The sequence below is a fragment of the Gordonia abscondita genome (assembly GCF_032711245.1).
Taxonomy (GTDB): domain Bacteria; phylum Actinomycetota; class Actinomycetes; order Mycobacteriales; family Mycobacteriaceae; genus Gordonia.
Genome location: NZ_CP128986.1, coordinates 867887 through 894600, shown reverse-complemented (window position 1 = coordinate 894600; position 26714 = coordinate 867887). Strand labels below are relative to the sequence as shown.

Below are 26714 nucleotides of genomic sequence, written 5' to 3'. Positions count from 1 at the left end.
CATGGGTATCACCCGTCGTGTATGGGCGATCGTCGCCGCGGTCGTCGTCCTGATCCTGATCGCGGGCGGTATCTGGTTCGGTGTTCAGCGCGCCACCACGCGCACCGTGACCGCCTACTTCCAAACGGTGTCCAGCCTGTTCGAGGGTGACTCGGTGCGTGTCATCGGCGTCCCGATCGGCAAGGTCGATTCCATCGAATCGCGGGCGGGTGACGTCAAGGTCGTCATGCGCGTGGACAACGACGTGCCGCTGCCCGCTGACGTGCGTGCGGTCATCGTTGCGCAGTCGCTGGTGTCGGGACGGTTTGTGCAACTGAGCCCGGGCTATTCGACAGGCCCCGAGTTGACCGGCGACGCGGACATCCCGATGGAGCGGACCGCCGTCCCAATGGAGTGGGATGACGTGAAGAAGCAGCTGTCCGAGCTGACCGAGGCGATCGGTCCCGACGGCGCGGATAAGGGGACCGCGGCGCGTGCGGTTGACGTGTTCGGCGACAACCTCGACGGCAACGGCGCGGCCATCGCAGAGTCGATAAAGCAGATGTCCTCGGTAATGGGCACCCTCTCGGAGAACCGAGACGACGTGTTCAGCGCGGTCAAGAGTCTGCAGAAGCTCACCGATGAACTGTCGACGAGCCACGAGCAGCTCGTGCAGTTCAACGGGCGGATGGAGTCGGTGAGTCAGGTCATCGCGGGCAGCAGTCAGGCGATGGGTGACGCGATGACGAACCTCAACGAGGCGATCGGCGAACTCGAAGGCTTCCTCGGTGAGAACAGCTCCACGGTCGTCTCGACGGTGGACAAACTGTCCAAGCTGACTGCGACGCTCAAGAACAAGGACCAGCAGGTGCAGGGCCTCCTGCATTCGGCTCCGACTCAGTTGGCCAACTTCTTTAATATCTACAATCCGTTGTCCGGTTCGCTCGACGGCGTGTTCGGTCTCGGCATGGGCAACAATCTGATCTCCCTGCTGTGCGGCAGCCTGGACGCGACTAAGCGTCCCGGCGACACTAGTGCCGACGTTGAGGCGTGTGTCGATCTCGTCGCGCCGATCATGAAGGAGGTCGTCGTCAACTTCCCTCCGTTCATGGCGAACCCGGTGATCGGGCGGGCTGCGATGCCAGACCAGATCACTTATCAGGACGCGAGTGTCCGGGCCAGGGCGCGGCAAGGCGTCGTCGACCGCGACCAGATCAGCCGCAAGGCTGCTCCCGACCCGCTGGCGAATCTGCTCGTGCCGTTCGGAGGTGAAGGATGACGCGCTCGCGCATACGCGCCACCGCGCTCGTCGCGGGCGTCCTACTACTCGCCCCCGTCACCGCGTGCGGGATGGAACCGGTGTCGACGCTCTCGTCGATCGGAGCCGCAGGCACCGGCGACGGCGCGTACACGATCACCGCGCTGATTCCGACGGCGGCGGGATTGGTCCGCAATGCGCCCGTCATGATCAACGATGCGACTGTCGGCAGTGTCAGCGACATCGAGCTCAAGGACTGGAGCGCCGAAATCACGCTGCGGTTGGAGAAGGGCGTCAAAGTCCAGGCTGGTTCGCACGCGATGATCGGGATGACGAGTGTGCTCGGTTCCTCGCATATCGCGATCGTCGCTCCGGACAAGCCGACCGGCAAATATCTCGTCGCGGGCGGACGACTGTCGTTGCCGAACTGTCCCGAACAGGACAACATCGCCGCACCGAAGGGCAAGCCGGTCGCCGACATCAACTCGGCTCAGCAGGTGGACCCTTGCATGTACCCGACCACTGAGCAGGTGTTGAGTTCACTTTCGGTCGTCCTCAACGGCGGTGGGCTCTCGCAGGTCGGCGACGTGGTGCATGAGCTGAGCCAGGTGTTCGGCGACAACGACGACGAATTGCGCACACTGGTTCCGCGGTTGAACACACTGGTGAAGGACTTGAACGGGCAGACCGGCAACATCATCTCGGCCATGGAGGGCATGGATCGCTTGACCGCTGCGATCAACGATCAGACGCCAACTGTGGAGCGTGCTCTCGATTCGGCTCCGCAGATCCTCCAACTTCTCGTCGACCAGCGCAAGAACCTGACGACCGCCCTCGACAACGTCGGAAACCTCTCGTCGACGGTCAACGGCATCCTCGACGAGAACAGCAAGGACATCAAGACAATCGTTCCGAATCTGCGCAGGCTGCTTGAGCAGTTGGCGCAGACCGGTCCCGCCCTGTCGAACTCGCTGCGGATTCTGCTGACCTTCCCATTCGTGGAGGAGAAGATCCCGGAGATCGTCAAGGGCGACTACGTCAATTCCGACTTGGTCCTCGACCTGACCTGGAGTCGACTCAACAAGACGATGGTCGCGTCGGTGACCACTGGCCCCGAAGGCGTCGTCGGGAAGCCTGCTGCGGGCGCAAAGCGGGGAACAGACCCGTTCACGTCGCCGCTGACACCGGGGATCATGACGCCCAAGCGCAAGGACCCGGACAACCCGACGCCCGCTGAGCTCAATCGGGGCGCGACGAAGCAGACGCCTGGTGGCAAGACGAAGCAGACGCCGACTACCAAGCCGAAGAAGGGCGGGGGCAACTAATGAAGATGACCCGCTTCGTCCGGATGCAGTTGATCGTTTTCAGCATTGTCTCGATCATCTCGTTGGTCGCTGTCGCAGTGTTCTACATCCGGATTCCACAGATGTTCGGTATCGGCTCGTTCGACGTATCGGTGACGATGCCGACGACCGGCGGGCTGTACCAGAACGCGAACGTCACCTTCCGAGGCGTCAACGTCGGCAAGGTTCGCAGCGTGAAACTGACGAGCGGCGGTGTCGTCGCTGACCTGACGATCGACTCGGGTGCTGAGATTCCGGCGAATTCGGCCGCTGCCGTCCGCAGTGTCTCGGCGATCGGCGAGCAGTTCGTCGAGTTCATGCCGCCGGAGGGGCCGTCGAGCGCAGTGTTGACGGGCGGCTCGAAGATCGAGACCGACGATGTGCCCGTTGAGATCTCGACGATGCTAGATCAGGCTGACGCGTTGCTTGCCGAGGTCGGGGACACGCGGATCCGTGACGTGATGGACGAGGCGTTCACCGCGTTCAACGGAACCGCCGACGATCTGTCTCGACTGATGGACTCGATGGTGCTGTTCGTGGGTGCGTTCCACAAGAACATCGACGTCGCCGTCGACCTGGTGAAGCAGGCCGGTCCGCTGCTCGCGACGCAGAACCGGACCGCGTCGCAGATCCGCGGGTGGACGGCCGACCTCACAAAGGTCACCGACCAGTTGCGAGCCAGCAATCCGGATATCACCGACATCCTTGAGAAGGGGCCGGGCGTCGCAAACCAAGCGCAGGATCTCTTCGACGACATGGGGCCGAGCTTCATCGACGGCATGTCGAACATGCGGGTGTCCGCACAGACTCTGCGGATCTATCTGCCGAATCTGCAGCAGACCGTCGTGCTGTATCCGCGCGTACTGTCGGCGTTGATCACCGCGATCAACAACGGTTCCAGCAGGCACGGTCCGAACGTCAACTTCGGACTCGGATTCCAGGATCCGCCGACGTGCACTGTCGGTTTCCTGCCGCCGTCCGAATGGCGTTTCCCTTCGGCGACGACTGCGCAGGATCTGCCGCCGGGCTTGCTATGCCGGTTGCCTCAGGACGCGCAGACCTCGGTCCGTGGCGCCCGAAACTTTCCGTGCGTGGAATTCCCCGGGCGTCGTGCGCCGACTCCGGAGGAGTGCCGCACCGGGTATGTGCCGTCCGACCGCGACAATGTCGCTCTCCCGAACGGCTTCCCTGGAACGGACCTTCCGAAGCAGCCCGCCGGGTATGTCGTTCCCGGCACTCCTACCGATCACGACCCGACTCCCGGCACGTACGGGACGACGTACGATCCGGAGACGGGCAAGTTCATCGGACCCGACGGAAAGCTGTACTCGACCCAGTACGGCACAGCGAACCGCAACCAGAAGAAGAAATGGTACGAACTGATCACGAAGACGGTGGAGTCCTGAGGCCCCCGCGCCCGGGTTCGGGCGAAGGGCTAGGTCCGGGCGAAGGCGAAGGTCCAGGCGACGGCGAGCGAAAGGCCGCGGTCAGACGGACGAGTCCACTCGCGCGTCGGCGAAAGACCGACAATAAGGAGGCAGTCGCCGACGTCGACGTGCCTGCGTCCGACGACGAGCCGCAGGCCGAGGAGACCGACGGCGACTCCGCCGCTCTGTCGGCTGACGATCGGACCCGAGGTGTCTCCTATCGGGACCGCCGCCCGTCCGTCAAGGCGCCGGTCGGATCGGGGCGATCGTCGTCGAGTACGGCGATGATCGCCGTCTCCGGCGCGCTCGGAGTGATCGTTCTTGTCGCCGCCATCGTCTTGACCATCGTCTTCACGGCGGCTTCGGCACGTATCGACGACAAGCGCGAACTACGTGCCGAGTATGACCAGTTCGCACAAGAGGTGGTTGTCAAACTGACCACGCTCAACAAAGACAATGCCGACAGCATGCTCGACTTCATGAACAAGCACACGAGCGGTCGTGCGCTCCAGGAGATGCGTGAGTCGATGAAACAAGCGACTGACCTCATCCGGGAAGACGACATGAAGACAAAGACAACTGTCGTCGCGTCGGCAGTCGAGAACGCCGACGAGGACACAGGTTCGGTACTTGTCGTATTCGTGTGGGAGAGCACGGCCCCCGAAGCGCCGAACAAGCCCGTCATCGAGACGTTCCGATCGCGCATCGACATCACGCGGATCAACGACGACATGAAACTGACGAACTACGAGTGGGTGGGCTGATGGGCGGGAAGTTGCGATTGCTCCTGGCAGGTGCCGGGGTGCTGCTCGTGGCCGCAGTCGCCGCAGCCGTGTTCTCCGGTGTCCGCTACTGGACCATGAACGCCGAAGAGGACGCGCGCGAGTCCGCGGTCGCGTCCGCGCAGGAATACACCGTCACGATGTTCGGCCGCGACCCGAAGACGGTATCGGACAACATAAATAAGACGATGGGATTCCTGACGGGCTCGGCCAAGCAGGAGATGCAGAAGAACGTCACCGAGTACAAGATCGTCGATGGCGTCAAGAAGGACAAGATTGTCGCGGTCGCCAAGGTCGAGGGCGCGGGCGTCATGGAGAACACTCGCGACACGGCGAAGGTCTTGGTCTATCTGAACCTGTCGACGTCGCGAAACACGAACGAGGAAGAAGTCCAGATCGACCAGAGTCGGATCGTCTACGACATGGTCAAACGGGACGGCGAGTGGTTGATCTCGACCATCGACATCCTCACTGACGACTCGCTGTCGTCCCGGGTGCAGGAGGCCAACGGAGCGCCACCGTCGGGTGCGGTCCCGATCCCGTCCAGCCCGATCCCGTCCAGCCAGGCGCCTCAGACGACCCCGGTGCCGACGCAGGCCCCGGCGGCTCCGTAAATCCCTGGGCTCGGCAAATCCCTCGGCTCGGTAAGTCCCACGGCTGGGTGAATTCCAAGGTTCGGTAAATCCCTAGACCCAGTGGGTTCAAGTTCACGGGCTGGGGCTATCCCGACCGGTGGGCGCACAGCGAGAAGGAGCGTATCGAGACCGGGGTCTCGATACGCTCCTTCTCGTGTTCGGGCCGGGGAGCTAGCTGCTCGTGTAGCCCATCGGCATCACGACGGCCTTGTGTTCGAGGTAGCTTTCGAGGCCTTCCTTGCCGTTCTCTCGTCCGATGCCGGACTTCTTGTAACCGCCGAACGGCGAGGCGGGGTCGATCGAGTACCAGTTGATGCCGAAGGTGCCGGTACGGACCTGTCGGGCGACGTCGAGGCCCTTGTCGACGTCCTGCGTCCACACCGAACCGGCGAGACCGTAGTCGGAGTCGTTGGCGATGGCGATGGCCTCGTCGACGTCGTCGTAGGCGATGACGCTGATGACCGGACCGAAGATCTCCTCGCGGGCGATCGTCATGTCGTTGGTGACGCCGGTGAAGATGGTCGGCCCGATGAAGTTGCCCGCGGGCGCGGGGACTTCGAGGACTGCGGTGGCGCCTTCCGCCTTTCCCTTGGCGATGTATCCGGTCACCTTCTCATGCTGTTTGTCGTTGATGATCGGGCCGACCTTAGTCTCCGGATCGTCCGGCATGCCGGGGGTGAAGGTGGACGCGACGGCGACCATGGCGTCGACGATCTCGTCGTGGCGCGAACGCGGGACGAGTACGCGGGTCTGGGCGACGCAGGCCTGTCCCGCGTTGAGTAGGCCGGAGAAGATCAACATGGGTGCACTGGCTTCGATGTCGGCGTCTTCGAGGACGATGGCCGCCGACTTTCCGCCGAGTTCCAGCGAGTAGCGCTTGAGCTGTTCACCGCAGCGCGCCGCGATCTGCTGACCTGCCCTGGTCGATCCGGTGAAGGTGATCTTGTCGACCTCCGGATGCTCAACGAGGGCCTGCCCCGTCTCGACGCCTCCCGGGATGATCGAGATGACCCCTTCGGGGACACCCGCTTCGGTGAAGATCTCGGCGAGGACGTTCGCGTTGAGCGGAGTCTCGGGCGCCGGTTTGAGGACAATGGAGCAGCCGGCCGCGAGAGCGGGTCCGAACTTGTTACAGAATAGGAAGAGCGGAACGTTCCAGGCGATGATGGCGCCGACCACGCCGACGGCCTCGTGAATGACGCGAGTTTCGCCAAAGATGCCTGGCCTGGTCTCCTCCCAGCTGTACTGATCGGCGGCGTCTGCGTACGCGGACAGACAGGCGGTGCCGGCGAACTGCTGGATGGTCGCGACATCGCCCGGCGTGGCCCCCATCTCGGCGGAGAGCAGAGTTGCCAGTTCGGTGCCGCGCTCGTTGATCAACTCGACTGCGCGTCGGATAACCGCAGCTCTTTGCGCTGGGGGAGTGCTGCGCCAGACTCCGGAGTCGAAGGATTCGCGGGCGGCGCGGACGGCGTTGTCGACGTCGGTCGTGTCGGAGTTCGGGACCGACCCGACCTTGTCGCCAGTGGCGGGCGAGAAGACGTCGAGCACTTCCGTCGAGTGCGGGTCCACCCACTTTCCGCCGATGTACAGCTTGGTGGTCTCGATCGGGTCGGTCATGCGTGCTCCTGATGTATCGAGGGTTTTCCTCGATACTAGAGCACTATGTAGAACACGTTCTAGAAGTTGTCGCTACCGGTCGCCTTCAGGCGCTCGGCTTGACGTCGATCACGACGTCGAATTCGAGAAGGTCGGCACCCGACGCGACGGGCTTCTTGTCGCTCTTATGGGCGGCCCGCGCGTCGCCGCCCGACCATGCGTTGAAGCTCTCCTCGTTCTCCCACTGGGTGACGACGAAGTACCGGTCGTCGCCCTTCGTTGGACGTAGGAGTTGGAAGCCGAGGAATCCCGGGGCGCCGTCGACGGTGCCTGCGCGGGCGCTGAAGCGCTTCTCGAGTTCGGGGCCCGCGCCTTCGGGAACACTGATCGCGTTGATCTTCACAATTGCCATGAACCCGAGGCTACGCGCGCCCGCCCGGGAGCCGATAGGGTCGTTCGTTGTGACCCCGGACCCGATCGACTCGTCGCCGACCTCAGACGTCGGGCTACTCGATCATGGCGGCCTCGACGTCGCAGACGGCGGATTCGGTGCGATCGTTCTGGTGCACGGGCTGATGGGCCGCGGACGCACGTGGCGGCGACAGGTGCCGTGGTTGCGTCGATACGGCCGGGTGTTCACCTTCGACGCGGCCAACCATCAGGGTGTCGACGCAGTCGATCCGTCAGACATATCGACCGAACGTTTCGTCGCTGATCTCGCTGAGACGATCACGTGGATCGATCGGGGGCCTGCGGTTCTTGTGGGGCATTCGATGGGCGGTCTGCATTCGTGGTGCACGGCGGCCGCGTATCCGGAGCTCGTGTCCGCGCTCGTCGTAGAAGACATGGCTCCGGACTTCCGCGGACGGACGACGGGTGCCTGGACGCCGTGGTTCGACAGTTGGCCCGAACGGTTTCCCGATGTGTCCGCCGCGGTGGCGATGTTCGGCGAGATCGCCGGCCGCTACTTTTACGAGGCTTTCGACGACGGGCGTTTGCACGGTTCGATCCCCGTGTGGGCCGACATCGCCGAAGAGTGGGGCGGCCGCGACTTCTGGGATGAATGGGACGCCGTCGATGTGCCGACTCTGCTGTTGGAGGCGGGCTTCTCGGTGACGCCGCCCGGGCAGATGGCCGAGATGGCCCGTCGCCGACCGGGATCGGTGTACGTCCGCGTGGACGGTGCCGGCCATCTCCTGCACGACGATGCTCCGGGAGTCTTCCGCGGAGCCGTCGAAGCCTTTCTGAGCGAGTTCCTCTAGCGTCCCTATTCACCGGTCGGTGACGTCGCCGAGGTCTCAGCCCGCTTCTCCCGCGAGGCTGAACAGCCCGTCGTCGGTCACCTCTATGAGGCCGTCGACCAGTAGCGAGTCGAGAGCGCGGGCACGCTGGCCGGGATCGCGTTCCCACGCCAAGTCGAGAGCTGTGCGTTCAACCGGGCCGTGCGTGCCGCGGAGCACGTCGAGCAGTCGGCCGCGCGCTTGGCGATCGGTGCCTTCGAACTTCTGGACTCTGCGTGCGGGTCCGTCGTGCTGCGGTTTGCCGAGCCGCACCCACTCGCATGTCGTCGCCAAGGGGCAGACGTCACAGCGTGCTTCGCGAGCGGTACAGACGAGTGCCCCCAACTCCATCAACGCCGCGCTGAACGTCGGCGTCTCGGGCGCGGGTGCGCCGTCGGCGGCGAGCGGGAACAAGGCCTGTGTCTCGACGAGGTCGCCCCGTGCCGGGTTGCCTGGATGTTGGCGGCCGTGGACGGCGCGCGCCACGACGCGTCGCACGTTGACGTCCACCACGGGCACAGCCTGTCCGTATGCGAAGCACGCGACGGCGCGGGCCGTGTAGTCGCCGATCCCCGGCAGCGTCAGGAGGGTGTCGACGTTTTGTGGGACAACGTCGTCGAACTGTTCGGCGAGCACCTTCGAGCATTCGTGCAGACGCATCGCGCGTCGCGGATAGCCGAGCTTTCCCCAGGCCCGGACTATCTCGCCGGCCGACTCGGCGGCCATCTTCGACGGCACCGGCCAGCGGCCAATCCACCGGGTCCACGGCTCGACGACGCGCGACACAGGAGTCTGCTGCAGCATGATCTCGCTGATCAGAATCTGCCACCCGCTGATGCCGGATTCGCGCCACGGCAGTTCTCTACGGTTAGCCCTGAACCAGGTAAGAACTGTGTTCGGTGGCACACTGTCAGTCATGGAGAATCTCACCCCGGCTCAAGCTTGGACAGTTCTTAAGGAAGGCAATCAGCGTTTCGTCGAGAGTCGTCCCATTCACCCGAGCCAGGGTATCGCCGACCGTGCGGCACTCGTTGAGGGGCAGTCGCCCCATGTAGTCCTGTTCGGTTGCGGTGACTCGCGACTGGCGGCGGAGATCATCTTCGACCAGGGGCTCGGTGACATGTTCGTCGTCCGCACCGCTGGCCACGTCCTCGACTCGGCCGTCATGGGCACCATCGAATACGGTGCCGACCTCCTCAACGTTCCGTTGATCATCGTTCTCGGGCATGACCAGTGCGGCGCCGTCGGTGCGACGCTCGACGCGCTCGACAATCTGAACCTGCCCGGCGGATACGTGCGTGACATCGTCGAGAAGGTGACGCCGAGCGTGCTCGCCGGCCGCAGTGAAGGACTCACCGAGTACTTCGAATTCGTCACCCGCCATGTGCAGGAGACGGTGCACGTCCTCATGCAGCGCAGTCGGATCATCGCCAGCCGCGTCAACGCGGGCGAGCTCGCGATCGTCGGGCTCAGCTACCGGCTCGACGACGGCCGGGTGCACGTCGTCGAAGTGGTCGGTGACGTCGGTGAACAGACGCAGAGCTGACATTGCGCGCCGACGGATGCGCACAATAGCTCGGTTCCCAGGAGAATAAACTTCCGACACGCCGACGTCGTCGTCGTCCATCGCGTCGTGGCGACGATACCGTTGCAACTGTGATCGAACCACAGGGTCCTCTGCCTCCCGAGGTGTATTGGCGACGTCGGCTTGTCGCGATCGTCGGCGGGGTCGTGGCGGCCGCTGTGGTGATCGCGCTCATCGTGTGGGCGGGAAGTTCGTCCGACGACGCAGGTGATCCGGGGAACGCCGCTGCGACGTTGTCGACGTCGATAGCTCCGAAGGCTCCCGCACCCGCAGATTCGTCGACGAGTGCTGCACCGAGCAGCGAAGCGCCTAGCGGAGGTGGCGATCACGGCGAAGGCGGCGACCCCAGCGCCCCGGCGTCCGCGCCCGCTCCGAACGGCGACGTGACCGCGCCGATCGAGAACCCGTGTTCGGACCAGAGTCTCTCCGTCGTCCTCTACACGGACAAGCCGACGTACACGCAGGGCGACCAGCCGGTGTTCACCATCGTGACCACCAACGGCAGCCTCGCTGCCTGCAACCGTGACGTCGGCAAGAACTCGCAGAACGTGATCGTTCGTTCGCTCGACGGTGCCCGCACTCTCTGGTCGGCTCAGGACTGTGCGCCGGATAAGGCGGTCAACGTGCAGCTGCTCGCGCCGGGCCAGCAGGTCAGCGACGACACGACGTGGTCGGGGACCACCAGCAACCCCGGCTGCAAGAAGCCGCGTGTGCAGATCCCGGCAGGCGCCTACCAGGCGGTTGCCAAGGTCGGCGAAAAGGAATCCGCACCGATCACGTTCAACGTGGTGAAACCCGCGCAGCAGTAGCGGCCGCGTTCGCGCCGCTGGTCGACAGCGGCAGACAGGCGCGGGATGCTAGTCGAAACGCTCCAGGCTGCTCTCGGCCAATCTCGACAGTCCTTCGCGGATGTGGCGAGCCCAGATGCTGCCGATGCCTTCGACAGACTCCAGGTCGGCGGCGCTGCTAGCCAACAGCGACTGAAGTGTCCCGAAGTGGCGGACGAGGCGGTCGACGTGCGCGAATTGTAGCCGCGAGATTCGCGCGAGCAGGCGATAGCCGCGCGGGCTCATAGACGTGTCCTGGGCTTCGAGCGTCGTCGGATATCCGAACGCTCCGGCAAGCATCGTGAGGTCGAGGAGATCCGCGTCCGAAAGCGATTCGACGGTCTCTAAGATCTGACGGACCTGTTCGGGTCCCGCAGGCTCCGGGCTCGCGTGGTAGTCGCGGACCAGTAGTTCACGCATTGTGTCGTTGTCACTGATCAACTCTTCCAACTGCAGAGCCACTTGGCGGCCGTTCACGCCGAGTTCGAGCACATACTCCTCGATCTCAACGGACACGCGCCGCACCATCTCCATCCGCTGGGCGGCGCTCATCGCGTCACGCAGCAGCACGTAGTCTTCGATCTCGGCGCGCGAGAGTTGCGCGCTCACCTCATCCAACCTCGACTTGTAACGCTCCAACGTCGACAACGCGACGTTCGCGCGCGAGAGGATCGCATCGGGATTCTCGACCACCCGCCGCTGACCGTCCGCGTAGACGCTCACGATGGACATCGACGCACTCACGGCGATCACCGGCACCCGCATCTGGATCGCCGTGCGTTCGGCGGCGCGGTGCCTCGTGCCCGACTCTTCGGTCGGGATCGACGGATCAGAGACGAGTTGGACGTTCGCCCGGACGATCCGCCGACCGTCGGCGGAGAGCACGACGGCACCGTCCATCTTCGCGAGCTCACGCAGCCGGGTCGGCGCGAACTCGACGTCCAGGTTGAACCCGCCGTCGCAGATCCGCTCCATGTCGTCGTCGTATCCGAGGACGACGAGTGCGCCCGTGCCGCCGCGTAGGATTCGCTCGAGGCCGTCACGGAGGGCTGTGCCGGGTGCGACGCGACGCAACGTCTCCCGCGTCATGTCGGAACGGACTGCATCGATCGCCGATGTGTCGTTCATCGCACCTCGCATTTGTCGACGGAAGACGGTTACCGGTCGGCACCGGACCACGACTAGCGTAGCTGTGCGTGAAGCACGCTTTCGTTCCGCCCGCAGACCTCGAGCCGTTGACCCGCCACCCGAAGGCTGCGGCGCCCGGGCGCCACATCGATCTGCACCACAGCACCTGCTTCGGGTGCGGCGACGATGTCCCACTCGGATTGCACCTCAGGGTCATGGCGGGCGAAGGGCTCACCGTCGACGCTCAGATGCCTGTTCAGGACTGGATGCAGGGCGGGCCGGGCGTCATCCACGGCGGCGTTCTCTCGGCTGCGTTCGACGAAGTGATGGGCACGTCCCCGCTTCTCGTCGGTGCGCCGGTCGTGACCGTTCACCTCGAAGTCGATTACGCGAAGCCGATCCCACTCGGTGCCACCCTCTACTTCCACGCACGGATCCTCGGCCGCCAGCGCCGCAAGATCTACATCGACGCTATCGCGCACCTCGGAGATCCGAGTGTGCCGGTTGCGGGCGCGCACTCGGTGTTCGTCGTCATCGACGTCGAGAAGCATTTCGCCGAGCATTACGACAAGCGCGTAGTGCTGTAAGAGTCTCGACTCGCGGTGCGACCACGGGTTAGAACGGGGCGTCGACTGGCTGCAGGCGACGGCGTTCTAGGGCGTCGACGGCATCGGCGAGGTTGGACACCTTCGTGATGCGGATACCCTTCGGCAGTTCCTCGTCGGTGCCCGCCGGGATGATCGCGTGACGAAAACCGAGGCGCTTAGCCTCGGCGATGCGCCGCGCCGTCGACGACACACGGCGTACCTCGCCTGCCAGCCCGACCTCGCCGATCGCGACAGTCGTGGACGCGACGGGTCGGTCGGATGCTGATGATCCGATAGCGAGGAAGATCGCCAGGTCGGCAGCGGGTTCGGTCACCTTCATACCGCCGACAGTTGAGGCGTAGACCTCGTGTTTGCCGGTCGAGATCTTCGCATGCTTCTCGGCTACCGCCAGCATCATCGCGACCCGGGCGCCGTCGAGTCCGGACACGGCACGGCGCGGCGAAGGCATCTCGCTCTTGTTGAGTAGCGCCTGGATCTGTCCGACCATCGCGCGTCGCCCGTCCATCGCGACCAGCGCCACACTGCCCGCGACGTCGGTCGGATGCTCGTGGACGAAGATGCCGGACGGATCCGACACCTCGTGGATACCGTCGGAGCGTTGCTCGAAGCAGCCGACCTCGTCGGACGGGCCGAATCGGTTCTTGATCCCGCGCACCATGCGCAGCGACGAGTGCCTGTCGCCCTCGAAGGCGAGGACCACGTCCACCAGGTGCTCCAGCGAACGAGGTCCGGCGACGTTCCCGTCCTTCGTCACGTGCCCGACCAGGATCACCGCGACCCCACTGGTCTTCGCGAGGGACACCAGCGCGGTGGTGACGGCGCGGATCTGCGTCACACCGCCGGTCACCCCGTCGACCCCGGTCGCGACGAGCGTCTGTACTGAGTCGACGATCAGCAGGCTGGGGCGGACCTCGTCGACGTGTCCGAGGACGGTTGCCAGATCGGTCTCCGCAGCGAGGAAGACGTTCTCGTGCACTGCTCCGGTGCGTTCGGCCCGCAGTCGGACCTGCCCGGCCGACTCCTCGCCGGTCACGTACAACGCGGTGCGGTCCTGGGCTGCCCACTGTTTCACCGTCTCCAACAGCAGCGTCGACTTGCCGACTCCCGGTTCGCCCGCGAGCAGGACAACGGAGCCCGGGACGATGCCCCGGCCGAGGACCCGGTCGAACTCGGCGATGCCGATGGGCGTCGCGCTTGAGGTGCCGGCGTCGACCTCGGTGATGCGCCGTGCCGGACTTCGCGGAGCGACCGACGCAGTGCCTGCGGCGGCAGGGGCCGGAGCGCCTTCTTCGATGGAACCCCACTCACCGCATTCCGGGCAGCGACCGACCCACTTGGACACCTGGTGCCCGCAAGCCGTACATCGGAAGATCGCCTTCACTTTCGCCACGCCCCGAACTCTATGTGCAGCCACCGACAACCGACACCGGTGGGCGGCCAGCTGTGGATGACGAACGAGCGCCTCCCCCCGATGGCAACGGGGGAAGGCGCTCGTGGTGTCGGGAAGTGAGGGGCTAGTGGCCCTCGTCGCCTTCGGCGTCGCGTACGACGTCCGCGCGCTCCTTGAGAGCTCCGGCGTCGACCGGGGTAGTGATCGTCAGGCTCTTCTCGCCGATCTTCTTGCCGCCCAGGTCGAGCACGTCGAACTTGAACGTCAGCGGCGTGGTGAGACCCGCACGTACCACCTTCGCGTTGCTCAGTGTGACGGTGAAACGCTCGATGTCGGCGGCTTGTGCTGCCGACGTGTCGACGTTTGCGGGGACGCCTGCCAACAGATTCTCGCCGGGAGCGAGCACGCGCGGATCTGCCTTGACCTCGCCGCTCTGCTTCTTCGGGTCGGTGATCGATACCGACGACCCGTCGGGTCCGATGACCTCGACGAACTTGACCTTGCGGGTCACGCTGTCGTTGGAGATCAGAAACGAAACGTCGAACGGCCCGCCGTCGGCGAATGTCTTGTCTGTGTTCTCGACCGGGTACACGATCTGCGCGTTCCGGACCGTGATCTGGCCGTTTCGCAACTCGTCGCCGTCGATCACATCGGGGTCGAGAGCCACGGAACCACCCGCGCCGTTCACTGCAGGCAGTTGGTTAGTGGTCTGAGAGATCTTGCCTGCGCCGCAGGCCGTGGAGCCGAGGGCGATCGCGGCGCCGAGCGCACCGACGACGGCAGCCTTGGCCAAACGGCCGGTGGTCCGATTGAGCACTGACACCTTTTCCTCCGGGTGGTCGTCGCGCTGTCCGCCGGATGCGAACGCTCACTACGCAGCGTAGTGGTGTCGACCCGGAAAAGTTCGCCCGGGTCTGCGGATAATCTTCCGAATTATAGCGCGACCGCCGTGAATGGGTGTTGACCTGCACCGTTGGAAAGGCTGTCAGTGGGTGGGTGTTACACTGGTAACACTCGGAAGGGGCATGGAACATTGAATTTCAAAGTTGGCGACACCGTTGTGTACCCCCATCATGGTGCTGCTCGGATTGACGACATCGTCGTTCGGACCATCAAGGGTGAAGAAGTTGAATACCTGGTCCTGAAAGTCGCAGACGGCGACATGACGGTGCAGATCCCCTCGAGCAAGCTCGACTACGTCGGAGTTCGTGACGTTGTCGGCGAAGAGGGGCTCGGTGAGGTATTTCAGGTTCTGCGTGCTCCGAACGTCGAGGAGCCCACGAACTGGGCCCGTCGTTTCAAGGCGAACCAGGAGAAGTTGAACTCCGGAGACATCATCAAGGTCGCGGAGATCGTTCGCGACCTGTGGCGTCGTGAGCAGGACCGCGGACTGTCTGCAGGTGAGAAGCGGATGCTGACCCGTGCGCGTCGCGTACTGGTCGACGAACTCTCGCTCGCTCGGAGCACGGACGACAAGAAGGCGGACAGCATCCTCGACGAGATCTTGGCTGCAGCGTCCTGACAGAGCACGGGCGGCCACTCGTGGCCGCATTGATTCCAGCCGCAGGCATGGGCACCCGTCTGGGTGAAGACCAGCCTAAGGCGTTCGTAGAGGTCGGCGGAGTGACGCTGCTTGAACGCAGCGTCGCCGCCGCCCGCGAATCCGGGGCGGTCGACGACATCGTCGTCGCGGTCCCCGAAACACTCGTAGACAGTGCGCGACGGCTCGTTCCGGATGCGCGTGTCGTGGTGGGCGGGGCGCAACGCAGCGATTCTGTGCGGGCTGCGCTCGCGGCCACCGACGCCGAAGTGATCCTCGTGCACGACGCGGCTCGCGCGCTGACTCCGCCCGCATTGTTCGCGGCGGTCGCGGCCGAAGTGCACGGCGGGGCCCGCGCGGTAGTGCCCGGCACGCCAGTTGCCGACACGCTCAAGCGCGTCGACTCCGAGGATCGGGTGATCGACACCCCTGATCGAAATATGTTGCGCGCCATTCAAACTCCGCAGGGATTCGCTGCCGATGTGCTGCGGGCCGCCCACGCGGAGGCCGGTGACGCGACCGACGATGCCGGACTCGTCGAAGCCGCGGGAGTCACCGTGACAGTGATTCCCGGCGATGCGATGGCATTCAAAGTGACCACACCGTTCGACCTCCGGCTGGCTCGACTGCTCGCCTGAGGCACCGACACGACAGAAGAGGAGACGTCACGCATGCGCGTGGGTATCGGCACCGACGTCCACCCGATCGAACCGGGCCGCGACTGCTGGATGGTCGGGCTGCTCTTCGAGGACGCGGACGGTTGCTCCGGCCACTCCGACGGCGACGTCGGCGTCCACGCACTCTGTGACGCGCTCCTGTCGGCGGCTGGACTCGGCGATCTCGGCGCCGTGTTCGGGGTCGACCGACCCGAATGGGAGAACGTGACGGGTGCCGCCATGCTCACCCACGTCGCGTCCCTCCTCGACGACGCGGGCTTCACTCCGATCAATGCGGCAGTCCAGGTGATCGGAAACCGGCCCAAGATCGGTCCGCGTCGGACGCAGGCACAGGAAGTGCTGTCAGGACTGCTCGGCGCGCCCGTGTCCGTGTCGGCGACGAGCACGGACGGCCTCGGCCTCACCGGTCGGGGCGAGGGGATCGCCGCAGTGGCCACCGCCTTGCTGGGCCTCAAGTAGAATTTCAGGCCGTGACGCTCAACCTGTACGACACCGCATCGCGCGAGGTCCGCGAATTCGTTCCCCTACAACCCGGGACGGTCGGCGTGTACCTGTGCGGTGCCACAGTGCAGGGCGTGCCGCACATCGGTCACGTCCGCAGCGGTATTGCGTTCGACGTCCTTCGCCGCTGGCTCGCCTATCGCGGCTACGACGTGCTCTTCGTCCGAAATGTCACCGACATCGACGACAAGATTCTCCGCAAAGCCGCCGCTGCGGGCCGCCCCTGGTGGGAGTGGGCGGCGACCCATGAGCGTGAGTTCACCAAGGCGTACGCTGCTCTCGGTGTACTGCCCCCGTCCGTCGAACCGCGGGCGACCGGCTTCATCACTCAGATGGTCGAGTACATGCAGCGGTTGATCGACCTAGGCCACGCGTACGTCGCCGACGGAAACGTCTACTTCGACGTGCGGAGTCTGCCCGAGTACGGCAGCCTGTCCGGACACAAGCTCGACGACGTCCATCAAGGCGAGAGCGTGGGGACCGGGAAACGCGATCCGCGTGACTTCACCCTGTGGAAGGCCGTCAAGCCGGGGGAGCCATCCTGGCCCACTCCGTGGGGCGGCGGCCGGCCCGGCTGGCACCTGGAGTGCTCGGCGATGGCCACATCACTTCTCGGTGGCGAATTCGACATCCATTGCGGCGGTATGGATCTGGTCTTCCCGCATCACGAGAACGAGATAGCGCAGAGCCACGGTGCAGGGGACGCTTTCGCCCGATACTGGCTGCACAACGGCTGGGTGACGATGAGCGGCGAGAAGATGAGCAAGTCGCTCGGCAACGTTGTTGCCATCCCCGCGATGCTGGAGAAAGTGCGCGCTGCGGAACTGCGCTACTACCTCGGCAGCGCGCACTACCGTTCGATGCTCGAATACTCCGACGGCGCCCTGTCCGAAGCCGCTGCCGGCTATCGGCGCATCGAGTCGTTCGTGCACCGGGTAGCCGAGCGCGTCGGCGACGTCGCGGTCGGCGAGGTGTCGGCGGATTTCGCAGCGGCCCTCGACGACGACCTGGGCGTGCCAGCCGCACTCGCCGCTGTCCACAACGCTGTCCGCGAAGGCAATACCGCACTCGAATCCGGTGACGCGGCCACAGCGCTGGCGATCGCTGAGACGGTGCGAGCCATGACCGCCATCCTCGGCACCGACCCGCTCGACGAGCACTGGAGCTCGAACGGGACGGACGACGCGTCGACCGCGGCACTGGACGTGCTGATCGGCGCGGAACTGGACCGCCGTGCCACCGCACGCGCAGCGAAAGACTGGGCGGTCGCCGACGAGGTCCGCGACCGGCTCGCCGAGGCCGGCGTCGAAGTGACCGATACCCCCGACGGCGCCCAGTGGGCGCTCAAAACGAAGGACTAGCAGATGGCCGGCAACTCGCAACGCAAGGGAGCTGTCCGGAAGTCGGGCAGCAAGAAGGGGCAGACTACCGGTTCAGGAGGCCAGCGTCGCCGCGGGCTCGAGGGCCGCGGCGCGACCCCGAAAGCCGAGGACCGCGTCTACCACGCGAAACACAAGAAGGCGAAGGTCGCGGAGAAAGCGTCGAGCGGACGCCCGCGCAACACACGAAAGTCTGACGATGGCGGACCCGAGTATGTACTCGGCCGCAACCCGGTCGTCGAATGCCTGCGCGCACAGGTTCCGGCGACCGCACTCTACGTGCAGCTGGGCGTCGAGGCCGACGACCGTGTGCGGGAGGCCGTGCATACCGCTGGTGACCGCGGTATCTCGATCCTTGAGGTAGGCCGGGGAGAACTCGACCGGATGTCGCCGAACGGCATGCATCAGGGTCTCGCGCTGCAGGTGCCCGAGTACCGGTACGCGCACCCGGACGATCTGATGGCGGACGCACGCGCGTCGTCGACGCAGCCGCTGCTGGTGGCTCTCGACAACATCACCGATCCGCGCAACCTCGGTGCGGTTATCCGTTCGGTGGCGGCGTTCGGCGGGCACGGCGTGTTGATTCCGCAGCGTCGCAGTGCCGGCGTGTCGGCTGTCGCGTGGCGGACCAGTGCGGGTGCGGCCGCGCGGCTGCCCGTCGCTCAGGCACCGAATCTGACCCGCACACTGGTCGACTGGGCCAAGTCGGGTGCGCAGATCGTCGGGCTCGACGCGGGCGGTGACGTCAGCCTCTACGAGTACGACGGGACCGGACCGGTGGTCGTCGTAGTCGGCTCCGAAGGCAAAGGCCTTTCGCGACTGGTCCGCGAGACCTGCGACTCGATCTTGTCGGTGCCGATGGCAGGCGACGTCGAGAGTCTCAACGCCTCGGTCGCCGCCGGAGTCGTGCTAGGCGAGTTCGCGCGTCAGCGTCGCCTCGTGTAGACGACCACGGGTCGGCAGTGAGGTCACGGCCAACCCTCGACGGCCGAGACCTCGCCGTCTTCCACGGCCTTCGCCAACTGGGCGTGGTCGGCGGTGTTCTGGTCGGCGTACGCGAAGGCGAACTCGGTGAACGACTCTCCCGCTTTGGCCGACGACCCCAGATAGTCGTCGATTGCCTTCGCATCACCGCTGCGTGAGTGCGCGCGCGCCAACACATGCCCGCAGGCTTTCGCGAACTGCGGTAGGCGCGGCGCGATCACCTCCCCCTTGGGGATCACTTTGCCGTCGCGGAACTGGCGGACGTAGAAGTCGATCGTCTGCCGGGACTCCTCCTGGGCCGTGACGGACGTCCACCCCACGAAAACGTCGGTGGCGCTCTGGATCAATCGCTGACCGTGGATCACCCGCGACCCGTGATTGTCGTAGGGGCTAGGGCCGAGGAACTGCTCGTACACCGAAGGCCCGGCCTGCTTCATCTGCAAGAAGATTGGGTCTCCGGTGCGGCGCTCCTCGCTCAGGGTCAGGAATACCCGCATGCCTACGCTCCCGACGCCGACCACCTGCTGTACGGCGTCGACCAAGTCGTACCGTGACCACAGCGACGAGATGTGGTCGGGCACGGTCTCCTGGTATTGGCGGATGATCGATTCGAGTTCGTCGTGATGGTTCGCGAGGGCGTGAGACCGGTATGGGGGATCCTCGACGATCCGCCGCTCGCCGGCGACCACGTCGGTCAACTTCTTGAACACACCTCTGCTCGACCGTTTGGCCGCGCGTTTCTCGATGATCGCGTCGAGGCGGTGGTCGTCGTCGTTCGCGGTGTAGTCGACGAGCTGATCGGCGTTGACCGAGTCGTACCAGATGTCGAGTGCGGGCCAGGTCGCGTACGTCGTGATCCACTCACGGTATCCGGCATAGCCTGCGGCGACGGCGTCGCGCGCGCTGTCGGCGACCCCGTTGTCGCGGGCCAGGATCACTAGGCTGGACAGGAATCGTTTGACGTCCCACTCGAAGGGGCCGCACAGGGTCTCGTCGAAGTCGCGCAGGTCGAACGACAGATTTCGTTCCGGCGAATTCCATAGCCCGAAGTTGAGGACGTGGGCGTCACCGCACAGTTGCACCATGATCCCGGTGTGCTGCTCGGACGCGAGGTCCGCCGCCATCACTGCGGCCGCTCCCCGGTAGTAGGTCCACGGTGTCGCCGCCATCCGACCATGCCGCATCGGCACCAGCGCCTGATCGCGGATGCCGTTCTGTGTGAGGATCGTCGAGAGGGCATCGTGCCCGCGACGCTCGGGTCGCCAGCGCCCGAGAGCGCGCCGTCCGACCACTTTCCGTTGCGCCGCACCGTCTATGGTGACGATCTTGCCCGGCCGGGATTCGAATGCGGGCTCGCCCTGCCATAGAGTCATGTAACCATCATGTCGGGTCGTGTCTGAGTTCGCATGGGCGATCTAGACGAGGATGTGGCGCATGAACGATCGGCCGCTCGAGCCGTCGGCCGAGCTGAACCAGTTGTCCGGGTTGGTCAGTCGATTCGATGCCGCCCGACGCACCGCGGTATCGATCGAGGATCTGCGGGCTTTTGCCGTGGTCAAGGATGCGAGGGCGACCGCCGGGTCCCTTCCGGTCACCGAGGAGTCGGCGGCCGCATCGGTGCACGCGGCTCGGGTCGCGACGGCGCGTGCGATCGTCGTCGCGGTCGACGACCTTGACGGCGCCGCACTCGGCATACCGGTCAAGCCGCCCGTGGGGGCGGGGCACGAACTGGGTGTCGTCGCCCGCAGGGCCGTAGTGGGGCTGCGATCAGTGCCGCGTCGGGCGGCTGGCGAACTGCGACACGTCGTCGCCGACCGTCCGCATTCGATCCTGATCAGATTGGCCATCACGATCGTGGTGTGCCTGGGCCTCGTCGCGTTCTACGAGTTCAGCGGATGGTCGAACTACACGGCGGCGCAACTGATGCTGTACCTGTATTCCGGTCTGATCGGCAGCGTGGTGTGCACGAACGCGTTGTGCTTCGAGGCAGGGCGGACGCGGGAACTGCTGCGGTCCGGCGAACCGCTCTGGCGGATCCTCGTCATCAAGAACTTGACGATGGCCGGGCTGCTGCTAGTGTCCGCGGCCCCCGTGATCGCGTTGCTGGTGGCCGGGCCGAGCCAGAGTAGTCTCGCCGCCGTGGTCGACCAGTTCCTGGTGATGATCCTCGTCTGGATGGGCGTAGCGAACGTCCTGTCCGTCGTCGCGCCGCTGCGTCAAGAGCCGTTGTCCGCACGTTTGCACGACGGTACTTGGCTGCCGTATCTGGTGTCGTTCGCAGTCTCGTACGGCGTCGGTCTGACGGTGAACCTGATGATCTTCTGGCGCCTGTGGGCGCGCCAATCGGCGGGCGAACAGATGACCGGGGGAGCGGTGTCGGCATTTATCCTGGTGCTCGTCTCGTCGGTTCTGCTCTGGTGCCTGCTCACCGTCTTCGCCACGGTCTGTGCGCAGAACAAGGAGTTGAGGCGGGCGTTGGATCGAGAAATGGTGTCGTACGGTGAGCCCGCTCGCGGCATATCCGACGAGTCGCGCAGTTCGGCGCCTGGTTGATGTAGGCCGAATGACAAACGCGTCACAGGATTCTGGAAATTCAGCGTTTGTTCACTAACCTGTAAGCCGTGTTACAAGAACTTCAGCCGGGGTTCTTCGATCGTGTGCGTCGCCTGACGTCGCGACGTGTCGAACTCGGTGCGCGCGGATGGTCGTTGGTCGTGCTCGCCCTCGCTGCATTCGTCGTGGTCATCGAGATCATCGCGCAGGTGTACGACATCCGCGGGCCGGTCGATCTGTTGGCGCACGACTTCGTGGGTCGGCCGGGCATCGGGGAGATCAAGCTGGCGGGTCTGGTACTCGCCTTGGTGTGCATGCCTGCGCGCCTGCGCTGGTGGGTACTCGGCGGGGTCGTTCTACTCGAAGGTGTTTGGAACCTGCAGCGTGTGATCGTCGGAAACCCGGGGACGGTCGGCAACGGCATCCTGTTCGGCCTCGTCGGCACCGGCCTCTATGCGTTCTGGAAGCTCCAGGGCCCCGAGAAGTCGGCGACGTTGAAGGCCGTCGGCCTCGGTCTGATGATGCCGATCATGGGCCGCGTCGGCGACGCCTGGCTGGTGTTGTCGGCCAAAGCGAACCCGAAGGTCCTCGACGAGTACGTTGAGATGGCCGACCGGGCGCTGGGTTCTCCGTCTTGGGTGATGGGACGGATCGTGACCGACAGCGCATTCCTCACCGACGTGTTGAGCAGGGTGTACGTCTTCCTGCCGGTCGGTGCGGCGGTCATCGCATACTTCCAACTGCGGAACGTCGCGCGCGACGGGTTCCCGCGGCATCACATCATCCGCACGTTCCTGCTAATCGGCATGATCGGCCCGATCGTCTATTTCATCTTCCCAGTGGTCGGCCCGACCTACGCGTTCGGACACGAGCATCCCGGAGCGGGCTGGGTCGACGTGTGGCCGTGGGTGACGCCCGACATCACCGAGCCGGTCGCGAGATTCTTCAACCAGGGCATCGCCCGGAACTGTATGCCGAGCCTGCACACAGCGTGGGCGACGTGCATCCTCCTGCACGGTCTGCGCGGCTCGAAGGCGTCGAGAATATTCGGCACGGTGTGGTTCGTCTGCACGATCGCCGCGACCCTCGGCTTCGGTTACCACTACGCGATCGACATTCTCGCTGGCATCGTGTTTACACTGACCATCGAAGCCGCGTTGACTCGCCCGGAAACGGGGTGGACACGTTTCCGCATGGGCGTCGTAGCGGCGGGCTTCGTCGTCTTCACCGGACTGCTCTTACTGACCCGTCTGGCCGCAGTCCCGTTGTCGACCGGCGGCGCCGGGGCGGCCGTACTGTTGCTGGCGCCCGTGGGGATGATGGTGATTGCCTTCGTGTTCGTCGAGAGACCGGAGCTGCTGTCCGTCGGACAACGCCCTGGCGGTCCGACCACGCCGTCGGTGCGTCGGCGCTCGCGAGCGTAACGCGCTATGCGGGTGTCAGATGCCCGCGCGACTTCGTCATCTGCAACAGGCTGTCGGTCGTCAGCAGGATGAGGGCGATCCACACGATGCCGAACCCGATCCAGCGCTCGGTCGGCAGGTGCTCGTGCAAGACGAGGACCGCGCACAGCAGCTGGACGATCGGCGTCACGAACTGGATCAGCCCGACGGTAACGAGCGGGATACGCCGGGCAGCTGCCGCGAAGAACAGCAGTGGGACAGCTGTCGCGACTCCGGACAGACACAGCAGCGCGGTGTGCACGCCGCCGTGGTCGCCGAAGTCCAGGCCCGACGACGTGCTCGCCACGATCCCGAAGATCACCAGTGCAGGCGGCGTCAGGATCGCCGTCTCCAACGACAGGCTGTGCAGTGCCGGGAGACGTGCCCCGACCTTGTTCTTCGCCAGACCGTATCCGGCGAACGATCCGGCCAGTACTAGCGCGGTGACTGGAATCCGGCCGCCCGCGATCGCGAGGTACAGTCCGGCGGCAACTCCGACGGCGACCGCGGCCCACTGGAGGGTCCGCAGCCGTTCGTGCAGCACCACGACTCCCAGCGCGACGGTGACGAGTGGATTCAGGAAGTACCCGAGCGCGGCGTCGCTCGTATGGCCGGATGTGACCGCAGCGACGTACACGACCCAGTTGATCGCGATCAGGAACGCCGCGACGGTGACACCGGCCAGGAGGCGCCACTGCCCGCGGAGTTCGGCGATCCATCGCCAGTCGCGCATCACCAGCAGCACGACGACGCATAGCAGCAGTGTCCAAACGATGCGGTGGGCGAGGATTTCCCATGGCCCGGTCGGGCGGAGGGCGTCGAAGAACAGTGGGAACATCCCCCAGGTCCCGTAAGCGGCGAAGCCGGCGAGGACACCGCGCGTCGACTGGGGGACGACGCGCGGGCTCATCGGCTGCGCACGTCGATCCCGGCGTCCGCCAACGCATCGCGTACGGCTCGCGCGTGCGCGAGGGCTCCCTCGGTGTCGCCGTGCAGGCACACCGACATCGCGTCCGCCTCGATCTGCGTCCCGTCGACGGCGGTGATGAGCCCGGTGCAGGCCAGGGTCACGACACGGTCGGCGATCGCGGCGGAGTCGTGCAAGAGGGCGCCGGGCTCGGTGCGCGGCACCAGCGTCCCCTCCGACGTGTAGCCGCGGTCGGCGAACGCCTCAGTGATCACCGGGACGTCGGCGTCGATCGCGAGACGCTGAACTGCGGAACCGGGCAGACACATCACCGGCAGTCCGGTGTAGGCGACCGCCTCGACCACGGCGCGCGCCTGCTGTTCGTCGCTCACGACGGCGTTGTAGAGCGCACCGTGCGGCTTAACGTATTCGACTGTGCCGCCGACGGATTCGGCAAGTGCGCGCAGCGCGCCCACCTGGTAGAGGACGTCGGCGATCAGATCGTCCGGGGCGATATCCATAAACCGTCGGCCGAAGCCGGTCCGGTCGGGGTAGGAGACTTGTGCGCCGATTCGGACGTCGAACGCGACGGCCGCAGCGCAGGCCTCCCGCAGCGCGGTGGGAGTGCCCGCGTGGAAGCCGCACGCGATGTTCGCGCTACTGATGAGCGGCATCATCGCCGCGTCGTCCCCGACCCCCTCCCCGAGGTCGGCGTTCAGGTCGATGACGGAGTGCGCGCGCATCCTGTCGAGGATAGTCGCGTCCGTTTCGACGTCGGTGCTGCCGGTTTCACTCTCGCCTATAGTGTGAGCGCATGGCAGTGATGGACACGACGGTGACGACCGCCGACGGCGCAGTTCAGGGATACCGCGGCCGCGGTGGACGCAAGGGGACGATCGCGTGGAAGGGCATCCCGTTCGCGGCGCCGCCCGTCGGTCGGCGCCGATGGCGTGCGCCCGAACCCGCAGTGCCGTGGCCGGGCGTCCTCGACTGTGACGACTACGGGAACGCACCCATTCAGGACAAGCTGTTCACCGCCCGCGGTGCCGGCCGCTTCCAGCCGCGCCACGAGGACTGTCTGACCGTTAACGTGTTCACGCCCGAGTCGGTGTCGTCGACCCCGCGACCGGTGATGGTGTTCAACTACGGCGGCGCGTACATCCTCGGCGGCACGTCGACCCCGATTTACGACGGCGCATACCTCGCACGTTCGCGGGACGTGATCGTGGTGACCGTCAACTATCGTGTCGGGCCGCTCGGGTTCCTCGACCTGACCGACTACTCGACGCCGGAGCGCCAGTTCGAGGCAAACCTCGGTCTGCGCGACATGGTGGCCGGGCTCGAATGGGTGCAGCGGAACATCGCCGCATTCGGCGGCGACCCCGACCGCGTCACCGTGTTCGGGGAGAGCGCGGGCGGGTCGGCGGCCCTCACCCTGCTGTCGACGCCTGCCGCGGCCGGGCTGTTCGTCGGCGCGATCTCGCAGAGTCCAGCCCCAGACCTGGTTGTGGACAAAGACAACGCGCGAATATTCGCCGACGAGTTCGTGCGGCTGCTCATCGACCCGACGCGACGCAACGGAGCCGAACGCACCGACCCGCCGTTGGACCCCGACGTCGTCGCCCGTGTCGTCGACGCCGCCAGCGGGATGGACCTCGTCCGCACCGGCAACAGACTGCTCGGTTTCGCGAGGGCCGCGGGACTGTCGGATCCGATGCCGTTCGCGCCGACCGTCGACGGCCACTACCTGCCGCAGCGGCCGAACGACGCCGCGCGCGACGGCAACACGCACCGGGTGCCGTTGGTCATCGGCCACAACAAAGACGAGGGGGAGCTGTTCGCACGATTCTGGAACATCTTGCCCGACGGTTCGCAGGCGTTCATCGGCGTCGACGATCCCGAAATCCGTGCCGAGGTGGAACTGCTTTATCCGGGCACGCGCGACCATGTGCGTCTGGCCGCGGACGCCACGTTCTGGATTCCGACCCAGATGTTCGCCGGCTACCACAGCGCGCACGCACCGACCTATGTTTACCGTTACGACTATGCGCCGACCGTGCTGAACGCGACCGGGATCGGCGCGACCCATGCGACCGAACTGTTCGCCGTCTTCGGCATCTACCGCGACCCGATCGGGGCGGGGCTCGCCGCCGCAGGCAGTTGGGGGTCGACCAAGCGGATCACCGCGACGATGCAGTCGCACTGGAGTTGGTTCGCGCGCAAGGGTGTGCCGTCGCCGAGCTGGCCGCGCTACACCGTCGAGGACCGCCGCGTGATGATCCTCGACGATCCGTCGCACGTCGCCGTCGACCCCGAAGGCGGGCGGCGCCGCGCGTGGGAGCGCGTGCATCTGGCGGTCAGCGGGTGACTCGTCGGCGACCTGCGCTACTCGTATCGGTGTGTGCCGCGACGCTACTGGTCGGCGCGTGCAGTTCCGGCGACGACATCGACGAACCGACGACGATGTCGAAGACTCAGCCGCCGACGACCTCGCAGGCGAGTTCCCGGACTCCAACGTCCCAAAGCTCAACCTCGCAGACTCCGACGCTGCCACCGCCGTACATCGAGGGCGCCGATTGGGTGGACACCGAAGTCGGACCGAGCCTGCAGATCCGCCCGACGCGCAACGGACGCGATGTCTCGGGCGACACCGCGGGTGGTGAAGCGTGGCAGGAGGTCCTCGCGCTGCATCCGGATGCCGAGCGCCCGGGCATGCGTGCTCAGTTCGACTGCCATTGGACGTTCGCGCGCCTCGTCGACCCGGAGAAAACGAGTTGGAATCTCGAACCCGAGCGGCCCGTCGTCAGTGAGTCCGAGATGATCTCGACGCGGTGTAATCCGGGATTCTCTGAAGAGAAGTAGCGGCTGAAGCGAAGTGGCGATTGTCCGT

Annotated in this window: 27 protein-coding genes; 18 read left to right on the top strand and 9 right to left on the bottom strand. The window is 65.5% G+C overall.

Going from position 1 to position 26714, the window contains the following annotated elements; all coding sequences use genetic code 11:
- Window position 1 precedes the first annotated feature (1 nt).
- The 5 genes from MP11Mi_RS04195 to MP11Mi_RS04175 are packed head-to-tail and all read left to right on the top strand — an operon-like array spanning window position 2 to window position 5403.
- A complete protein-coding gene (locus MP11Mi_RS04195; RefSeq protein ID WP_420041054.1) occupies window positions 2–1258 on the top strand; it encodes an MCE family protein in 1257 nt (418 codons plus the stop codon).
- Window positions 1255–2562 carry an MlaD family protein gene (locus tag MP11Mi_RS04190; protein WP_420041053.1) on the top strand — a complete coding sequence of 436 codons (1308 nt, stop codon included), beginning with the start codon at window positions 1255–1257 and terminating at the stop codon, window positions 2560–2562. The genes MP11Mi_RS04195 and MP11Mi_RS04190 overlap by 4 nt, the downstream gene beginning before the upstream one ends.
- Window positions 2562–3986 (top strand): MlaD family protein, encoded by a 1425-nt coding sequence (locus MP11Mi_RS04185; RefSeq protein WP_420041052.1) that lies wholly within the window; start codon window positions 2562–2564, stop codon window positions 3984–3986. The genes MP11Mi_RS04190 and MP11Mi_RS04185 overlap by 1 nt, the downstream gene beginning before the upstream one ends.
- Complete coding sequence (locus MP11Mi_RS04180; protein ID WP_420041051.1) at window positions 3950–4771, top strand: hypothetical protein; 822 nt, start codon at window positions 3950–3952, stop codon at window positions 4769–4771. The genes MP11Mi_RS04185 and MP11Mi_RS04180 overlap by 37 nt, the downstream gene beginning before the upstream one ends.
- The gene (locus tag MP11Mi_RS04175; protein WP_420041050.1) at window positions 4771–5403 is read left to right on the top strand and encodes a hypothetical protein; all 633 of its coding nucleotides are present in this window, start codon (window positions 4771–4773) and stop codon (window positions 5401–5403) included. The genes MP11Mi_RS04180 and MP11Mi_RS04175 overlap by 1 nt, the downstream gene beginning before the upstream one ends.
- A gap of 192 nt (window positions 5404–5595) precedes the next feature.
- Here MP11Mi_RS04175 and MP11Mi_RS04170 read toward each other — a convergent pair whose 3' ends face one another.
- Both MP11Mi_RS04170 and MP11Mi_RS04165 read right to left on the bottom strand, forming a co-directional pair.
- On the bottom strand, window positions 5596–7044 hold the full coding sequence (locus tag MP11Mi_RS04170) for an aldehyde dehydrogenase (RefSeq protein ID WP_420041049.1): 1449 nt from the start codon (window positions 7042–7044) through the stop codon (window positions 5596–5598).
- 85 nt (window positions 7045–7129) lie between these two features.
- Window positions 7130–7435, bottom strand: a complete 306-nt coding sequence (locus MP11Mi_RS04165) for an antibiotic biosynthesis monooxygenase family protein (RefSeq protein WP_420041048.1) — start codon at window positions 7433–7435, stop codon at window positions 7130–7132.
- A 49-nt stretch (window positions 7436–7484) separates the two neighbouring features.
- On the opposite strand from MP11Mi_RS04165, the gene MP11Mi_RS04160 reads away from it, so the two are divergent.
- The gene (locus MP11Mi_RS04160) at window positions 7485–8285 is read left to right on the top strand and encodes an alpha/beta fold hydrolase (RefSeq protein ID WP_420041047.1); all 801 of its coding nucleotides are present in this window, start codon (window positions 7485–7487) and stop codon (window positions 8283–8285) included.
- Window positions 8286–8321: 36 nt separating this feature from the next.
- On the opposite strand, the gene MP11Mi_RS04155 is transcribed toward MP11Mi_RS04160, so the two are convergent.
- Complete coding sequence (locus MP11Mi_RS04155) at window positions 8322–9221, bottom strand: HhH-GPD family protein (protein ID WP_420041046.1); 900 nt, start codon at window positions 9219–9221, stop codon at window positions 8322–8324.
- Here MP11Mi_RS04155 and MP11Mi_RS04150 point away from each other — a divergent pair.
- Window positions 9220–9849: a carbonic anhydrase gene (locus MP11Mi_RS04150; protein WP_420041045.1), complete on the top strand. Its 630-nt coding sequence runs from the start codon at window positions 9220–9222 to the stop codon at window positions 9847–9849. The two genes, MP11Mi_RS04155 and MP11Mi_RS04150, sit on opposite strands and share 2 nt — an antisense overlap.
- A 110-nt stretch (window positions 9850–9959) precedes the next feature.
- A complete protein-coding gene (locus MP11Mi_RS04145; protein WP_420041044.1) occupies window positions 9960–10697 on the top strand; it encodes a hypothetical protein in 738 nt (245 codons plus the stop codon).
- Window positions 10698–10745: 48 nt separating this feature from the next.
- Here the strand turns inward: MP11Mi_RS04145 and disA are convergent, their stop codons facing one another.
- Window positions 10746–11843 (bottom strand): DNA integrity scanning diadenylate cyclase DisA, encoded by a 1098-nt coding sequence (gene disA, locus MP11Mi_RS04140; protein WP_420041043.1) that lies wholly within the window; start codon window positions 11841–11843, stop codon window positions 10746–10748.
- A 68-nt stretch (window positions 11844–11911) separates the two neighbouring features.
- On the opposite strand from disA, the gene MP11Mi_RS04135 reads away from it, so the two are divergent.
- Window positions 11912–12430 carry a PaaI family thioesterase gene (locus tag MP11Mi_RS04135; RefSeq protein ID WP_420041042.1) on the top strand — a complete coding sequence of 173 codons (519 nt, stop codon included), beginning with the start codon at window positions 11912–11914 and terminating at the stop codon, window positions 12428–12430.
- A 28-nt stretch (window positions 12431–12458) separates the two neighbouring features.
- Here the strand turns inward: MP11Mi_RS04135 and radA are convergent, their stop codons facing one another.
- The gene (gene radA / locus MP11Mi_RS04130) at window positions 12459–13841 is read right to left on the bottom strand and encodes a DNA repair protein RadA (protein ID WP_420041041.1); all 1383 of its coding nucleotides are present in this window, start codon (window positions 13839–13841) and stop codon (window positions 12459–12461) included.
- Between the two features lie 124 nt (window positions 13842–13965).
- Window positions 13966–14658 (bottom strand): copper-binding protein, encoded by a 693-nt coding sequence (locus MP11Mi_RS04125; protein ID WP_420041040.1) that lies wholly within the window; start codon window positions 14656–14658, stop codon window positions 13966–13968.
- A gap of 216 nt (window positions 14659–14874) precedes the next feature.
- Between MP11Mi_RS04125 and MP11Mi_RS04120 the strand changes: the two genes are divergently transcribed.
- The 5 genes from MP11Mi_RS04120 to rlmB are packed head-to-tail and all read left to right on the top strand — an operon-like array spanning window position 14875 to window position 18883.
- A complete protein-coding gene (locus tag MP11Mi_RS04120; protein ID WP_420041039.1) occupies window positions 14875–15363 on the top strand; it encodes a CarD family transcriptional regulator in 489 nt (162 codons plus the stop codon).
- Window positions 15360–16019: a 2-C-methyl-D-erythritol 4-phosphate cytidylyltransferase gene (ispD, locus tag MP11Mi_RS04115; RefSeq protein WP_420712865.1), complete on the top strand. Its 660-nt coding sequence runs from the start codon at window positions 15360–15362 to the stop codon at window positions 16017–16019. The genes MP11Mi_RS04120 and ispD overlap by 4 nt, the downstream gene beginning before the upstream one ends.
- Before the next feature lie 33 nt (window positions 16020–16052).
- Window positions 16053–16517, top strand: coding sequence for a 2-C-methyl-D-erythritol 2,4-cyclodiphosphate synthase (gene ispF, locus MP11Mi_RS04110; protein WP_420041037.1), 465 nt, complete (start codon window positions 16053–16055; stop codon window positions 16515–16517).
- A gap of 11 nt (window positions 16518–16528) precedes the next feature.
- Window positions 16529–17920, top strand: coding sequence for a cysteine--tRNA ligase (cysS, locus tag MP11Mi_RS04105; RefSeq protein ID WP_420041036.1), 1392 nt, complete (start codon window positions 16529–16531; stop codon window positions 17918–17920).
- A 3-nt stretch (window positions 17921–17923) separates the two neighbouring features.
- Entirely contained in the window at window positions 17924–18883 is a 960-nt protein-coding gene (rlmB, locus tag MP11Mi_RS04100) for a 23S rRNA (guanosine(2251)-2'-O)-methyltransferase RlmB (RefSeq protein WP_420041035.1), read from the top strand.
- Window positions 18884–18906: 23 nt separating this feature from the next.
- Here rlmB and MP11Mi_RS04095 read toward each other — a convergent pair whose 3' ends face one another.
- The gene (locus MP11Mi_RS04095; protein WP_420041034.1) at window positions 18907–20295 is read right to left on the bottom strand and encodes a DUF2252 domain-containing protein; all 1389 of its coding nucleotides are present in this window, start codon (window positions 20293–20295) and stop codon (window positions 18907–18909) included.
- 61 nt (window positions 20296–20356) lie between these two features.
- On the opposite strand from MP11Mi_RS04095, the gene MP11Mi_RS04090 reads away from it, so the two are divergent.
- Entirely contained in the window at window positions 20357–21475 is a 1119-nt protein-coding gene (locus MP11Mi_RS04090) for a hypothetical protein (RefSeq protein ID WP_420041033.1), read from the top strand.
- A 68-nt stretch (window positions 21476–21543) separates the two neighbouring features.
- Window positions 21544–22899 carry a phosphatase PAP2 family protein gene (locus MP11Mi_RS04085; RefSeq protein WP_420041032.1) on the top strand — a complete coding sequence of 452 codons (1356 nt, stop codon included), beginning with the start codon at window positions 21544–21546 and terminating at the stop codon, window positions 22897–22899.
- Window positions 22900–22903: 4 nt separating this feature from the next.
- Here MP11Mi_RS04085 and rarD read toward each other — a convergent pair whose 3' ends face one another.
- Both rarD and MP11Mi_RS04075 read right to left on the bottom strand, forming a co-directional pair.
- On the bottom strand, window positions 22904–23827 hold the full coding sequence (rarD, locus tag MP11Mi_RS04080; RefSeq protein WP_420041031.1) for an EamA family transporter RarD: 924 nt from the start codon (window positions 23825–23827) through the stop codon (window positions 22904–22906).
- A complete protein-coding gene (locus MP11Mi_RS04075) occupies window positions 23824–24567 on the bottom strand; it encodes a LamB/YcsF family protein (RefSeq protein ID WP_420041030.1) in 744 nt (247 codons plus the stop codon). Before MP11Mi_RS04075 ends, rarD begins: the two co-directional genes overlap by 4 nt.
- 71 nt (window positions 24568–24638) lie before the next feature.
- Here MP11Mi_RS04075 and MP11Mi_RS04070 point away from each other — a divergent pair, with 71 nt between their 5' ends.
- Both MP11Mi_RS04070 and MP11Mi_RS04065 read left to right on the top strand, forming a co-directional pair.
- A complete protein-coding gene (locus tag MP11Mi_RS04070) occupies window positions 24639–26192 on the top strand; it encodes a carboxylesterase/lipase family protein (RefSeq protein ID WP_420041029.1) in 1554 nt (517 codons plus the stop codon).
- Window positions 26189–26686, top strand: a complete 498-nt coding sequence (locus MP11Mi_RS04065; RefSeq protein WP_420041028.1) for a DUF2599 domain-containing protein — start codon at window positions 26189–26191, stop codon at window positions 26684–26686. The genes MP11Mi_RS04070 and MP11Mi_RS04065 overlap by 4 nt, the downstream gene beginning before the upstream one ends.
- The last annotated feature ends 28 nt before the right edge of the window (window positions 26687–26714 follow it).